This window comes from Marinobacter nauticus ATCC 49840, from assembly GCF_000284615.1.
GTDB lineage: Bacteria > Pseudomonadota > Gammaproteobacteria > Pseudomonadales > Oleiphilaceae > Marinobacter > Marinobacter nauticus.
On sequence record NC_017067.1, the window covers coordinates 856,113 to 869,957 of the forward strand.

Consider the following 13,845-nt stretch of genomic DNA (forward strand, 5'->3'; position numbering starts at 1 on the left):
GGCGGGCCTGGCTATCAGGCCGCCATCTCGGCTTTGAGCGCGTCCAGAATGACCCGGGCAAACTGTCGGGGGGAATCTTCCTGCAGGAAATGTCCGCCGTTGAGGGTGATATGGGGCTGGCCGAAGGCTCCGGGGATTCGCCGCTGCATATAACGGTCGCCACCCCGGGTAATCGGGTCGCCGCTGCTGAAGCAGGTGATAAAGGGTTTGCGCCATTTTTCCAGCACGCGCCAGGCTTCCCGGTTGGCGGCGCTGGCCGGGTCGTTGGGTGAGGTTGGCACCAGTGCCGGGAACGCCCGGGCACCGGCTTTGTAATCCGGTGTCGGGAAGGGCGCCTCGTAGGCGGCTATTTCGGCCGGGCTTAGTGACCGTTCGGTACCAAGCTGGACAATCCGGCCTATCGGAAACCAGGGGCTATGGCTGGCAAACGCCTTCCAGAGTCTGAAGACGGCCGGTACCCGGGTGTCCCCCGTTGGCAGCATGCCGTTGCCGACAATGATCCGGCTGAACCGACGATGATGCTCTGCCGCCAGCCTTAATCCCAGCAGTGAGCCCCAGTTCTGACACACCAGCGTGACGTTGGTCAGGTCCAGTGTTTCAAGCCAGTGGGTCAGCCAGCGCATGTGGCTGTCATAACTGTAGTCGCTGACATCGGCGGGTTTGTCTGACTTGCCAAAACCAATCAGATCGGGCGCCAGCACCCGATGGCCCGCTTCGGCGACAAGCGGAATCATGTGCCGGTAGAGATAGGACCAGGATGGCTCCCCGTGAAGCATCACCACTGGGTCTGCGTGGGCGGGCCCTTCGTCTACATAGTGCATCCGAAGACCTGGCTCAACATCCAGATAGTGTGCTGAAAAGGGGTAATCCGGGAGGCCTGCGAAGCGGGCTTCGTCGGTTCTCAGAATACGCATGCCATCGACTGTCCTGACTGAGTGGTTGCGTGATTATCGGTACGACAATCGTCGAAGGTCAGGATAAATCAGATGGGAATTTTGTGTGTTTGAGTTGCGTAACAGAGCGTTGCCAGTTTGAATCAGGATGCGATGTCAAACAGGCGTTCTGGGTTTTCCACCTGGGCCAGAGCCTCGTCGCAGCAGTTCACCGCGCCGCAATCGTCCGCGGAGCACAGGCCGATGGTGTTGCACTCAATGGCCTGATGGGCGTCGCCCTGGTTACGGAAAATTCTGGCGCGGGAGAGAATGGAATGGCAATGCCCGCACAACAGGGTGGGCACGGCGCTCCCCTGGGCCAGGATGGCAGTGTAATGGTTGTTGTCTGTCATAGTTATCCTCCTGATCAGATCACAGTAAGGGCGAAGTGTGACACTTCAAAGTCAGTCCGGGCCTGGGCCCTGCACTTCGGCTTCCGCAGTTGTACGTATCAGGCGTCAGGATCGACCAACGGCCGGCGGTTGGAGCGCTTGTCCTCCCAGTCGAGTTGCTTGGGGTCGTACCAGCCAAGTCCGTCCAGAACCCGTTGGCGAGTGTATTCAGACAGCGTGGGCCAGAGCTCCTGGAAATCCTCCAGGCCGCGATCCCGCAATCGTTGCTGCTTGCCACTCAGGCGGCTGATGGTTCTGGGCAGGTGCAGGGCCTCGCCCAACTGGCCGGGCACGAGTACCTCCTGGCCCATCACCTTGCGACGATGGGTTCGGGCTGCCAGCACTTTCTGCAGTTCCAGTGCCGCCTCCAGAGCGCTCTCCACGGTAAAGTTGTCTGCTTCCAACCACATAACCTGTATTGTTGGCTGATCGATAACCGACCACTATAACGCGAACCCCACTACACTGGCCACGCTATCGTGGTAGTCTGCTTTCCCTATCGGCCCGGTGGGCATGTTCTGGACAGGAATTGTTTAACTATGTACGCAAAACTTGAAACACGGACTTTTCTGGCGATGCTGCTCGGTGTGTCGCTTGCGTTCATTCTGTTGATGAAGCCGTTCTTTGGCCCGATCTTCTGGGCGGTGGCCATTGCTCTTATTTTCCATCCGGTGCAGCTGTTGCTGGTACGGCGACTGGGCGACCGGCCGACACTTAACGCCCTGATAACACTGTTCGTGTGTATGGTGATCGTGGTGATTCCGGTGCTGGTACTGGGCGCGGCGCTGATTGCGGAAGGTATGGGGATCTACCAGAAGATCCAGGCCGGAGAGATCCGGCCGGGGGAATACATTGATCAGGTTAACCAGTCGTTTCCTGCCATCCAGGCCTTTCTGGCCCAGTTTGACATCAACTTTGCGGATCTGAGGGACCGCGCCGTTAATGCCTTTCTGGGGGGGAGCCAGTTCCTGGCCAAGCAGGCCCTGGGCATAGGGCAGAACACCTTTCAGTTCTTTCTGGGGCTGGCTCTGATGGTTTACCTGGCCTTTTTCCTGATCCGCGATGGCCAGAAACTGATAGAGTTGATGATTCGCGCCTTGCCGCTGGGTGATGAGCGTGAGCGCCTGTTGTTTGCCAAATTCGCGGAAGTCACCCGTGCCACGGTCAAGGGTAACCTGCTGATCGCCATCATTCAGGGTGCGCTCGGTGGCGTAATCTTCTGGATACTGGGCATTACCGGAGCCTTGCTGTGGGGGGTGGTCATGGCCATCGTCTCATTGCTGCCAGCCGTCGGGGCTGCGATTGTCTGGGTGCCGGCGGCCATCTATCTGGCTGCCGTGGGGGACATTGTGTCGGCCATCATTCTGACCGCCTATGGGGTGGTGGTGATTGGTCTGGCGGATAACCTGCTCCGGCCTGTGCTGGTAGGGCGGGACACCAAAATGCCGGACTATCTCGTGCTTTTGTCCACCCTGGGCGGCATTGTTATGTTCGGCATCAATGGTTTTGTCATGGGTCCGCTGGTGGCGGCGCTTTTCATGGCGTTCTGGGGCATTTTTATCCGTGAATTTGGCCAGTATCACTATGCCGATCCGTCAAATCCCGAGAATGGTCCGGCCCGCGAAGATTAAATTATGTTATGGTCTATGGAGCGCTGATACGTAGAGGAAGGCGCCACACTATAAAAACAGAACAGCAGATGTCACAGAGATATCCAGGAGTAGATCAGGTGAGAACCATGAAAACAGTCACCCGTCATATCGGCAGGACGGCGCTGGCGGTCGGAACGGTCGCCCTGCTGGGTCTGGCACCCGTTGCCCAGGCCAATGAAGTGGTCGCGCTCAAGCACGCGCTTTATGGCGCCGGTTACGACATCACCAATGTCAGCCCGAGCATGGATGACAAAACCCGGGCGGAACTGACCCGCTTCCAGAAGGACAACGGCCTTGAGGCAACCGGTATCCTGAACGAGGAAACCGAGCGGGCTCTGGGGTTGATCACCGTGCAGCAGGCGGCCGCTGATGCAGGCCAGTCTGCACCGGCCGCAACTGCGCAGGCGGCACCGGCGGAATCGGCTCCGGCTGAGACCGAGTCTTCTGCCGATGACACCATCGAAGAAGACGAAGATGGTGGCTGGTCGCTCTGGTAAACGCCAGGCCCCGGATAAAAAAAGCCCGCCAGGAAAATACCTAGCGGGCTTTTTTGTGGTCCAGACTCAGTCCAGCTTGCTCAAATCCCGAACCGCACCTTTATCGGCACTGGTGGCCAGCAATGCGTAGGCTTTGAGGGCGGCGGATACCTTCCGGTCTCTCGGTAGCTCCGGTTTCCAGCCCCTGGCGTCGCGTGCTTCCCGTCGCTGTGCCAGTTCTTCCTTACTGACCTGAACATTGATAGATCGGTTGGGGATGTCGATCAAAATGGTATCGCCATCCTCAATCAGTCCAATCGCGCCACCGGCAGCAGCTTCCGGCGAAGCATGGCCGATGGAGAGCCCTGACGTGCCGCCGGAGAACCGGCCGTCAGTCAGCAGTGCACAGTCCTTGCCCAGCCCCTTGGATTTAAGGTAGCTGGTCGGGTAGAGCATTTCCTGCATTCCTGGACCGCCTTTGGGCCCTTCGTAGCGAATGATCACCACATCACCGGCTTTGACCTCGTCACCCAGAATGCCCGCTACGGCGGAATCCTGGCTTTCGAAGACCCGGGCCTTGCCCTCGAAGACGTAGATGCTTTCATCAACGCCCGCGGTTTTCACTACGCAGCCATCCTGGGCGATATTGCCATACAGTACGGCCAGACCGCCTTCTGAAGAATAAGCGTGTTCCACGGAGCGGATGCAGCCGTCTTCACGGTCGCCATCGAGGCTTGGCCAGCGGGTGCTCTGGCTGAAGGCTGTCTGAGTCGGAATGCCGGCGGGGCCGGCTTTGTAGAATTCGATCACTTCAGGTGTTGGTGAGCGCATGATGTCCCAGGTTTCCAGGGCTTCGCGCATGGTTTTGCTGTGAGTCGTGGGCAGGTCAACGTTGATCAGTCCGCCGCGCTCCAGTTCACCCAGAATGCCCATGATGCCGCCGGCGCGGTGCACGTCTTCCATGTGGTACTTGGGGGAGTTGGGAGCGACCTTGCACAGCTGCGGAACCTTGCGGGACAAGCGATCGATATCGGCCATGGAGAATTCAACACCGCCTTCCTGGGCTGCAGCCAACAGGTGCAGGATAGTGTTGGTGGAGCCGCCCATGGCAATGTCCATGGTCATGGCGTTCTCGAATGCTTCCACAGAGGCGATGCTGCGCGGCAGAACGCTGGCATCGTTCTGCTCGTAATAGCGTTTGGCATTCTCCACAATCTGACGACCGGCTTTCAGGAACAACTGTTCCCGGTCGGCATGGGTGGCCAGCATGGAGCCATTACCGGGCAGGGCCAGGCCGATGGCTTCGGTCAGACAGTTCATGGAATTGGCGGTGAACATGCCGGAGCAGGAACCGCACGTGGGGCAAGCGCTGCGTTCGTATTCCTCGACCATCTCATCGGTCGCCGTTGGATCGGCGGCGATGACCATGGCATCCACCAGGTCGAGCTTGTGTTCAGATAGCTTGGTTTTTCCGGCTTCCATCGGGCCGCCGGAAACAAAAATGGTGGGAATGTTCAGGCGCATCGCGGCCATTAGCATACCCGGGGTAATCTTGTCGCAATTGGAGATGCAAACCAGAGCATCGGCGCAGTGGGCGTTGACCATGTATTCCACCGAGTCGGCGATGATTTCCCGCGACGGCAGGGAGTAAAGCATGCCATCGTGCCCCATGGCGATACCATCATCCACAGCAATGGTGTTGAACTCTTTGGCAACACCGCCGGCCGCTTCGATCTCGCGGCAAACCAGCTGGCCCAGGTCTTTCAGGTGAACGTGCCCGGGCACAAACTGGGTAAAGGAGTTGGCAACGGCGATGATGGGTTTGCCGAAGTCCTCGTTCTTCATGCCGGTGGCACGCCAAAGGGCGCGGGCACCGGCCATATTGCGGCCGGCGGTAGAAGTGTGGGAACGATACTGGGGCATGGTAGGCGGTTCTCTCCCTAGGTTATCGGATAAAGTGAAAGACCAGAGGATAACAGATTCGACGCCGCTCGCATGGCTGTTTTCCCGAGTGGTGATTACAATACGTAACATGTGATGCCCGTTTATTATCCAGCAGTTCAGGGGAGTCTGCCTATGGGCGGCCAGGAAAGCCTGCCATTACGTCGTCTTAAAAGTTTTCAGCCTTTGGGCCGTCTGACTGACGATCAGCTTGTGTTGTTGGCCAGCCGGGCTGAGCGCAGAACCCACGGACCAGGGCAGAGGGTCATGGAACGGGGCGTTCGGGATGGTCTGGATTATTTTCTGATTTCCGGCGCCGTGGAGCTGCAATCGGTTGATGGTCGTAAGTCGACCATTGAGGCTGAGACCGACAAAGCTCTCAATCCAGTAGCCCGTCTGCAGCCCCGGATGTATGACGTTACTGCGGTCAAACCCTGCGAGTTTCTGGTGATCGAGCAGGAAGTGCTGAACCAGATGCTGAGGGCGGCGCCCATTTCCCAGGTGGAAATGGACTCGTCCGATCACGACGAAGATCAGAGCGAAGAGCACCATCTGTTGATGGAGTTCTACTCTGAGCTGCGGTCCAATCAGGTCCAGCTGCCGAGTGTGCCGGATGTGGCCTGGAAAGTCCGGCGGGTGGTGGACCGGGAGGACTCGTCGGCCACCGAGGTCGCTTCTGCGGTGTCGGCAGACCCGGCCATGGCGGCCAAGCTGGTACGTTCCTGCAACAGTCCGCTCTATCGCGGTTTCAGCGATGTGCGCAATGTGCGTGAGGCCGTGGTTCGTCTGGGCATGCGAACCACCCGGCAATTAGTGACGGTGTTCGCCATGCGCGAGGTGTTCAAGACCCGTCGGGCGCCATTGCAGAAAGAAATGGAGCAGCTATGGCGCCATTCCCGGGAGGTGGCGGCGCTGTGCTGGGTGTTGGCGGACCACGCCACACGCATTGATCCTGAGGAAGCCTTACTGGCGGGGTTGCTGCATGATATCGGGGTGGTTCCTGTACTGGTGCAGGCCGAGCACCACGTCAATCTGTTCGCCGATGACAGAAACCTGCACCATGCCATCGACGAACTCCGCGCCGATGTCGGGTGTGCGGTACTTGAGAACTGGGCGTTCCCGAAAGCCTTCGTGGAGGCGGTGCGTCATGCGGAAGACTGGCATCATGAGTGCCGGGAAACTGCGCCCCAACTGGTTGATGTGGTGATTGTTGCCCAACTGCATTCGATGATTGGCTCCAGCCAGAATGAGGGGCTTCCAGCCTTTGATCAGGTGCCGGCATGGCGCCGGCTGGGCGAGTTGGAATTGAATGCTTCCAGAAGTCTGCAACTGCTGAGTGAGGCCCGGGAACGGGTGGATGAAGTGCAGAAGCTTCTTTCGATTCGATAGACCAAGCCGCAGCAGGAGCCTGGCCAGTAGTGACTGAAAAACTTATGAACGTACCGCTGTTTCCATTGAATTCAATCATACTCCCCGGGGGGCGAATCCCCCTGCAGCTGTTCGAGCCCCGTTATATCGACATGCTCACCCGTTGCCTGAAGGAAGATCGCGGCTTTGTGGTGGTTTTGTTGCGAGAAGGTGCCGAGACCGAAGCCCGGGCCTCGTTCTACGACATGGGTACCTACGTCCGGATCATCGACTTCCAGCAACTGGATAACGGTTTGCTGGGTATCACCGTTGAGGGAGATTGCAAGGTTTCCGTCGTCCGTAGCTGGCAGCAGGAGGATGGCCTCAATGTCGGCGATGTGGAGTGCCTGATTGCCGAGGCCGAGAGCGATGTGCCGGAACGCTACCATGAGTTGCCCTCGGTTTTGCGGGCACTGTTCCGGCATCCGGTGGTCAAGGATCTGGAAATGGATGTGGATTATGACGATGCCCGCCATATTGGCTGGAGGCTGACCGAATTGCTGCCGCTGGATAAGCAGGAAAAACAGCGGCTGGCGGAATTGCAGGATCCGCTTGAACGGCTTGACCGACTGCAGCAGTTGCTGGAAGCGCTGGAGCAGGGCGGCTGACAATTATAGCTGGGGTGCGTAACTCACCACGGCTGTTTCCCAGTTACCCATCATGTACATGGCCACGAAAACCAGCCAGCCGATACCAGCGGCCCAGGTCAAGCTGTCCGGGCTCAGCGCCACCCTGTCGTATCGGCTGTAACTGGCCCGTGTCGCACCGGTGATCGCGAGCCCCAGAAACAGGCCTCCAAGCACATCCGTGAACCAGTGCACGCCGAGATACAGTCGGCTCAGCGCTACCGGTAGCAAGGGTAGTGACAGAAACAGGTAATGTTGCCAGCGCTGGTGTTTGCGGTTTTCGCCGGCGACGAAGCTGGCGGCCAGGGTAACCAGAACGGTCATACCGGCCGTATGCCCGCTGGGGAACGCGCCGGAGCTTGGTGCCGAGAGCACCTGATCTGGCCGGCTGATGCCGATGCCCGCTTTCAGCAGCCAAACGCTGATCCCGGTGATGGCTGCGGCACTGGCAATATGAATGGCGGCTGCGTAGTAGCCCCGGAACGCCAGCAACAAAACGGCAATCACGGCGGCAGCGAACAGGACCGGGGGATCGCCCAGCAAAGTGAGTGCTACCATGGGAAAATCCAGCAGGGGTTGGCGCAGAGCGCTGAACCACTGCAGCACTTGCTGGTTCATAGAGGCCAGCTCATCACTGACTCCGACCAATTGCGCGACCCCAAGAAACAATGCGAGCGAGGAGGCCGTCATTAGCAGAGAGGGCAGAGGAAATTCCCCCTGCTGAGCCGGCCGCTCATTGCTGTACAGGCGCCAGAACCGGTGTGTTGCGTCGTATTGACCCATCCGGGATTCCAGCCATTGATAGAGCCAGCTCCCTTCACCAACACCGAGCCGAATCCGCAAAACAATCAGATAGACAACCACCAGTGCCGCACCACTGACCGCAAGTACCAGATAGAAATGGGGTGGGGGTTTGATCTCGCTGCCCATGGCCGAGCCTACGAAAAATCCCGGCAGGACATACACCAGGGCCCAGCCCGCGGCTGATAGCAGATTGAAGGTGAGAAAACGCTGCCAGGACATGGTCAGCGCACCGGCAATCAGGGGAATGACCGGGCGTATCGGCCCAACAAAACGGCCGATGACCACGCTCTTTCCCCCGTGGGCGCGAAAAAAGCGCTCTCCGCGGGCAATGAGCCCCGGGTATCGACTGAATGGCCAGACGGTATCCAGGCGCCCCTTGAGCAGTCGGCCGATGGCGAAGCTGATCGCATCCCCTGCCACGGCACCAAGGCCGGCCCACAGCAGGGCGTCGGACAAGGGCAGGCCGCTCTTGCCGGCAAGCGCGGCAAATGCGAACAATAAAGCCACTCCAGGTATGATAATGCCGGCAACCGCCAGCGATTCTATCAGCGCGGTCAGGAACAGGGCGGCAATCAGCCAGCCCGGATTGGCGGCTACCCAGGAAGTAACGTCAGTGAGCCAGGTCGCGGTCATGCCTTGACGGGCTCTCCCGGGCTGAACCAGGCAGAATCCGCTCCTCGCTTCCTGGCTTCGAGCATGGCGGTGACGGCGCGGTCACGCAATGAATGGGTGCTGGTGTCGCCGTTGCCCCGGGTGGTGCAGCCGAGGCTGACCGATATTTTGCCAACCTGGGCCCAGTCATGTTCACTGAGGGTCCTGCGAATGCGCTCTGCAATGACCCGTACCCCTTCCTCCGGCGTAAACGGCAGGATCAGGAAGAACTCCGATCCGTTGATACTGTAGAGCGAATCCCCGGCCCGGATGATTTCAAACAGGGTGCCTGTGACGTCGCGCAGCAGCGTTTGCAGGCCGGCCTTACCGTGCAGGTCGCGAATTTCGTCGGCATGGTCGATGTTCAGGCTGATCACCGACAATGGGTGGCCGGTGGCAATGGCACGACTGATTTCCTTCTGCAGTGTCTCATCCAGAAAACGCGCGTTATGGGCTCCGGTGGCGGGGTCGGTAATGGCAAGATCTTGGGCCGATTGCGCCATGTGGTCATAGTGCCAGATATACAGGGCGGTCACTGCCAGAAGTGCTATAAGGCCGGCTGTCGTCATCAGGGCTGTGTCTATGGGTGTCGACAGCCAGGCGACAACCAGCACCGGCACCAGTAGCATCGCTGAGAGCATTAGCCCATGCCGCAGGGGCAGAATCAGCAGGTTCAGAGAAAGCAAAGGCATGGCCCAGTGGCTGATGCCCGGGGCATCCATTGTCAGTACCGCTGCAACCAGGCCACTGTTAAGGCCGGCGAGAATGACCAGGTGGCCGGGTGCGGAAAGCTGCTGGCGACGGCATAGCCAGGTGTAGACCAGGCCGGCAACCAGTAAGGCGGTCATGGCCAGGGCCAGATAGAACAGCTGGTAAAAGCCGTAACGCAGGTTCTGCAGTGCCAGCGCGGCGGTGAACAGCGCCGCCAGGCCGTAGCCAAAGGCGTGGGTCCAGGTTCGGAGTCGGGTCTCGGTCATTGCGCTGCCTCCCTGCCGGAAGGTTCAGTCAGTCCGCTGGCCTCCGGGGGAACCGGGTTGCTGTAGGTCTGGGTCCGGTTACCACCCTGCTGTTGGGCACGCCGCAGGGCGTTGGCAACGCTCTGTTGCAGGCTGTCGGCATCGTCGCCGATGTTGAGCCCGGCCACGCCGGTACTGACCGTAAGCTTCAGGCCGTGCGAATCCATCAGCGTGCACAGGCCGCGGCGAACCTGTTCTGCTGTTCGGGCAGCCTCGGCAGTATTGGCGCCGGGGAGAATCACCAGAAACTGAAGGTCGGCCACCCGGTAGTAGGTATCGAAATCCCGAAGCTGGGAGTGCAGGTAGCGGCCGATGCGTGGCAGAATCGCACGAATGTCTTCGTCCGGATCGACGTCGCTCAGGTGAGTATCCAGCCCGATCATCATCACCGACATGTTGGTGCCTTCCCGTTCGCTGCGTTGTATTTCTTTGTGCAGGTCGGCTGACAGGTATTCCCGGCTGGCTGCCTGGGTAAGCTCATCGGTACGGCGCAGGGGCGCAAGCTGCCGGGATTTGTACTCGCGCATGAACACCAGAATGGCTCCGAGGAGCGTGGTCAGTACCAGTGCAGTCATCATCTGGTGCCTGTCCGGGAGGGCTATCGCCCACTGGGTGCCGGCCAGCACCAGGAAAATGAAGATAACAGTAACAATGGCGGCCAGATAGACCGGCGCCATGGCAAACAGTACCAGCGGTAGGGCATAGAGCCAGTGGCTGAGTGGCCAGGGGCCCAGCCAGATGGCCGATACCAGCGCCAGAACCAGGGCTGTCAGAAAGAATGCCCGTAATTGTGGCCAGGGGGCATTTTGATGTGTTTTGCCCTGATGGGTGCCCGCAAGGCAAAGACCAGCCGCAGCTGCAGCTGCCACTGCCGCCAGCAGTTCCCCCATGAACAGACAGAGCCCGGTGGTCAGGCCAAAGGCAATAAACCCGCTGCGGGAAAACTTGCCGGGAAGAAATTTTTCGGCGGTTTGGGGCATTGAGTCTGTCCTTTGCTGGCGCATCCATTTGAACCTGTGCAGCGCTATAATAGTCGTTTGGGGTGCGGACTTGAAACGGGAAAGGTAAAGTAACCCTCCCGTTTTGGAATCAGCTTGCAGAATTAAGGGTAAATCAATGGATGTAGCAGCCTACATGACGGAGCTCGGCCAGCAGGCCAGGGCCGCTTCCCGGGAAGTCGCCCGGTCCTCCACTGCCGTGCGGAATCAGGCACTTCGGGCCACCGCCGCCGCCCTGGACGCCGCCAGATCCGAGCTTGCCACGGCTAACAGCAAGGATCTGGAGCGTGGCCGGGAAAATGGACTCGATAGTGCCATGCTGGACCGCCTGGAACTTACCTCTCAGCGCATCGATGCCATGATTGAGGGTTTGCGACAGGTGGCTGCGCTGCCGGACCCTGTGGGTGTGATTACTGATATGACGTATCGCCCGTCGGGTATTCAGGTAGGCAAGATGCGGGTTCCGCTGGGGGTGATCGGTATCATTTACGAGTCCCGGCCCAATGTCACGGTCGAGGCTGCCAGCCTGTGCCTGAAATCCGGCAACGCAACCATTCTGCGCGGCGGCTCCGAGGCGATTCACTCCAACCAGGCCATTGCCCGTTGTCTCAAACAGGGCCTGAGCGAGGCGGGGTTGCCGGAAACTGCAGTCCAGGTGGTCAGCACCACCGACAGGGCCGCTGTGGGTGAGCTGATCACCATGCCTCAGTTCGTGGATGTAATTGTTCCCCGCGGCGGTAAGGGCCTGATTGAGCGCATCAGTCGGGACGCCCGTGTGCCGGTAATCAAACATCTGGATGGTGTGTGTCATGTTTACATCGACAGCCATGCCGACCCGGAGAAGGCGCTGAAGGTAGCGGTTAATGCCAAAACCCAGCGTTACGGGACCTGCAATACCATGGAAACCCTGCTGGTTGATGACGAGGTGGCGGAGGACTTGTTGCCGCTGCTGGCGGAACAGTTCCGAAGCAAAACCGTGGAGTTGCGGGGGTGCCAGCGCACCTGTGCCATTCTAGGAGATATTGTCGAAGCTACCGAGGAAGACTGGCACGCGGAATACCTTGCCCCCATTCTGGCGGTGAAGGTCGTTGATGGACTGGATGGTGCCATTGAGCACATCAATCGCTACAGTTCCCAGCACACCGACAGCATTATCACCGAAAACTACACCCGAGCCCGTCGGTTCCTGACTGAGGTGGATTCCAGCTCTGTCATGGTCAATGCCTCAACCCGATTTGCCGATGGCTTCGAGTATGGCCTGGGCGCTGAGATTGGTATTTCCACCGATAAAATCCATGCCCGTGGGCCGGTCGGTCTGGAAGGGCTTACCTCACAGAAATACGTGGTGTTCGGTGACGGCCATATCCGGACCTGACACCATGCACGTGATCTACGGTGGCACCTTTGACCCGATTCACCACGGTCACCTCCGACTGGCACTGGAAGTGTCCGAGGCGCTGGAGGTGAGCCGGGTGCATCTGGTGCCCAGCCATATCCCGCCGCATCGGGGTAACACCGGCGCCAGTGCAGCGCAGCGTCTGGAGATGATCCGGCAGGCCATCGCTGGCGAGCCCGCGTTGGCGCTGGACGAACAGGAGGTGCAGCGGGGCGGAGCCTCATACACTGCCGATACACTGCGCCAGCTTCGGGCCGAGCTGGGGCCGGATTGCCCTCTGGTGATGGTGGTCGGTACCGATGCCTTCTCATCGTTTGACCGCTGGCGCGAGTGGCAGGAGATCCCCGGGCTTGCCCATATCGTGGTGGTGCGCCGCCCCGGCTCGGAACTGCCGGTGGGCAGCGAGGCAGCGCAGTTGGTTGCAGAGCGCTGTGTGGGTTCAGCGTGGGAGCTGCATTCGCGGCCGGCGGGCCAGGTACTGGAGCTGGCACCGCCGTTGCTGGATATTTCCGCCACGGGTATTCGACGGCGTATCGCGGCGGGCCGGTCGCCACGCTACCTCACCCCGGATGACGTCTGCCGGAGCATCCGCGCCTGGGGGCTCTACGGTGCCCGGCCCGTTGAAGGCCAATAGGAGTTATTCACAGGCGTCTTTGATGCTACAATCGCGTCTGAATATCATTGATCGGGTGGCCATACCGGCCAGTACCCGTACTACAGGGTAATTATGCAGGCTGAACAACTGAAAGATCTGGTCGTTAACGCACTGGAAAATATCAAGGCTCAGGACATCAGTGTGATTGATGTTCGCGACCGCACCAGCGTGACCGATTTTATGGTTCTGGCATCCGGTACCTCCAACCGACATGTAAAATCCCTCGCGGATTCGGTGGTGATCGAGGCCAAAGAGCAGGGTGTACGTGCATCCAACGTTGAAGGTGAAGGCGGCAGTGACTGGATCCTGGTTGATCTGGGTGACGTGGTTGTTCACGTGATGATGCCTGCTACCCGGGAGTTCTACGATCTGGAGCGCTTCTGGCGTGATGCTCCGGATCTCGGTGCTGCGGGCAGCGAGTAGTCATGCGCCTGCGTCTGATCTGTGTGGGGCAGAAAATGCCCGACTGGGTCACTGCGGGGTACAACGACTACGCTCGCCGGATGCCGCCCGAGTTGCCCCTTGAACTGACTGAAATCCCCATGGCCCACCGGGGCAAAAATCCCGACATCTCCCGGCTGATGCAGCGGGAAAGCGACGCTATCCTGTCTGCAGCAGGCGCTCGTGACCGCGTGGTGGCTCTGGAGGTGGGTGGGCGCCCCTGGTCAACGGAAAAACTCGCCTCACAGTTGGAAAACTGGCAACAGGACGGCCGGGATGTCGCTTTTCTGGTCGGAGGCCCCGACGGCCTGGCGGATGCCTGTCGACAGCGAGCGGACCAGCAATGGTCACTGTCGCCTCTTACCTTGCCCCACCCTCTGGTGAGAATCCTCTTGGCCGAGCAACTCTACCGGGCCTGGAGCATCACCCGTAACCACCCTTACCACCGGGCCTAGGAA

At 59.6% G+C, this 13,845-nt stretch carries 15 protein-coding genes; 8 read left to right on the forward strand and 7 right to left on the reverse strand.

What is annotated here, in order from left to right:
- Window positions 1–14: 14 nt before the first annotated feature.
- The 3 genes from MARHY_RS03920 to MARHY_RS03930 form a co-directional block, all read right to left on the reverse strand.
- Window positions 15–914: a haloalkane dehalogenase gene (locus MARHY_RS03920; protein WP_014420652.1), complete on the reverse strand. Its 900-nt coding sequence runs from the start codon at window positions 912–914 to the stop codon at window positions 15–17.
- 122 nt (window positions 915–1,036) lie between these two features.
- A complete protein-coding gene (locus MARHY_RS03925) occupies window positions 1,037–1,285 on the reverse strand; it encodes a hypothetical protein (protein ID WP_011785886.1) in 249 nt (82 codons plus the stop codon).
- Window positions 1,286–1,383: 98 nt separating this feature from the next.
- Window positions 1,384–1,734: a hypothetical protein gene (locus MARHY_RS03930; protein WP_014420653.1), complete on the reverse strand. Its 351-nt coding sequence runs from the start codon at window positions 1,732–1,734 to the stop codon at window positions 1,384–1,386.
- A gap of 129 nt (window positions 1,735–1,863) precedes the next feature.
- Here MARHY_RS03930 and MARHY_RS03935 point away from each other — a divergent pair, with 129 nt between their 5' ends.
- Together MARHY_RS03935 and MARHY_RS03940 are read left to right on the forward strand one after the other, a co-directional pair.
- Window positions 1,864–2,955: an AI-2E family transporter gene (locus MARHY_RS03935; RefSeq protein WP_014420654.1), complete on the forward strand. Its 1,092-nt coding sequence runs from the start codon at window positions 1,864–1,866 to the stop codon at window positions 2,953–2,955.
- A gap of 107 nt (window positions 2,956–3,062) precedes the next feature.
- Window positions 3,063–3,473 (forward strand): peptidoglycan-binding domain-containing protein, encoded by a 411-nt coding sequence (locus MARHY_RS03940; protein WP_011785883.1) that lies wholly within the window; start codon window positions 3,063–3,065, stop codon window positions 3,471–3,473.
- Window positions 3,474–3,539: 66 nt separating this feature from the next.
- Here the strand turns inward: MARHY_RS03940 and ilvD are convergent, their stop codons facing one another.
- On the reverse strand, window positions 3,540–5,375 hold the full coding sequence (gene ilvD / locus MARHY_RS03945; protein WP_014420655.1) for a dihydroxy-acid dehydratase: 1,836 nt from the start codon (window positions 5,373–5,375) through the stop codon (window positions 3,540–3,542).
- Window positions 5,376–5,528: 153 nt separating this feature from the next.
- On the opposite strand from ilvD, the gene MARHY_RS03950 reads away from it, so the two are divergent.
- Together MARHY_RS03950 and MARHY_RS03955 are read left to right on the forward strand one after the other, a co-directional pair.
- Window positions 5,529–6,782, forward strand: a complete 1,254-nt coding sequence (locus MARHY_RS03950) for an HDOD domain-containing protein (protein ID WP_014420656.1) — start codon at window positions 5,529–5,531, stop codon at window positions 6,780–6,782.
- A gap of 44 nt (window positions 6,783–6,826) precedes the next feature.
- Entirely contained in the window at window positions 6,827–7,408 is a 582-nt protein-coding gene (locus tag MARHY_RS03955; protein ID WP_014420657.1) for an LON peptidase substrate-binding domain-containing protein, read from the forward strand.
- Between the two features lie 3 nt (window positions 7,409–7,411).
- Here MARHY_RS03955 and MARHY_RS03960 read toward each other — a convergent pair whose 3' ends face one another.
- Genes MARHY_RS03960 through MARHY_RS03970 form a run of 3 tightly spaced genes read right to left on the reverse strand, consistent with a single transcriptional unit; the run spans window position 7,412 to window position 10,877 of the window.
- The gene (locus MARHY_RS03960) at window positions 7,412–8,863 is read right to left on the reverse strand and encodes a bifunctional DedA family/phosphatase PAP2 family protein (RefSeq protein ID WP_014420658.1); all 1,452 of its coding nucleotides are present in this window, start codon (window positions 8,861–8,863) and stop codon (window positions 7,412–7,414) included.
- The gene (locus tag MARHY_RS03965) at window positions 8,860–9,858 is read right to left on the reverse strand and encodes a GGDEF domain-containing protein (RefSeq protein ID WP_014420659.1); all 999 of its coding nucleotides are present in this window, start codon (window positions 9,856–9,858) and stop codon (window positions 8,860–8,862) included. The genes MARHY_RS03960 and MARHY_RS03965 overlap by 4 nt, the downstream gene beginning before the upstream one ends.
- Window positions 9,855–10,877, reverse strand: a complete 1,023-nt coding sequence (locus MARHY_RS03970; RefSeq protein ID WP_014420660.1) for a GGDEF domain-containing protein — start codon at window positions 10,875–10,877, stop codon at window positions 9,855–9,857. Before MARHY_RS03970 ends, MARHY_RS03965 begins: the two co-directional genes overlap by 4 nt.
- 136 nt (window positions 10,878–11,013) lie before the next feature.
- On the opposite strand from MARHY_RS03970, the gene MARHY_RS03975 reads away from it, so the two are divergent.
- From MARHY_RS03975 to rlmH, 4 genes are all read left to right on the forward strand, one after another.
- Window positions 11,014–12,270: a glutamate-5-semialdehyde dehydrogenase gene (locus tag MARHY_RS03975; protein ID WP_014420661.1), complete on the forward strand. Its 1,257-nt coding sequence runs from the start codon at window positions 11,014–11,016 to the stop codon at window positions 12,268–12,270.
- 4 nt (window positions 12,271–12,274) lie between these two features.
- On the forward strand, window positions 12,275–12,925 hold the full coding sequence (gene nadD / locus MARHY_RS03980; protein WP_014420662.1) for a nicotinate-nucleotide adenylyltransferase: 651 nt from the start codon (window positions 12,275–12,277) through the stop codon (window positions 12,923–12,925).
- Window positions 12,926–13,018: 93 nt separating this feature from the next.
- On the forward strand, window positions 13,019–13,369 hold the full coding sequence (gene rsfS / locus MARHY_RS03985; RefSeq protein ID WP_011785874.1) for a ribosome silencing factor: 351 nt from the start codon (window positions 13,019–13,021) through the stop codon (window positions 13,367–13,369).
- Window positions 13,370–13,371: 2 nt separating this feature from the next.
- The gene (gene rlmH / locus MARHY_RS03990) at window positions 13,372–13,842 is read left to right on the forward strand and encodes a 23S rRNA (pseudouridine(1915)-N(3))-methyltransferase RlmH (protein WP_014420663.1); all 471 of its coding nucleotides are present in this window, start codon (window positions 13,372–13,374) and stop codon (window positions 13,840–13,842) included.
- Window positions 13,843–13,845: the final 3 nt, after the last annotated feature.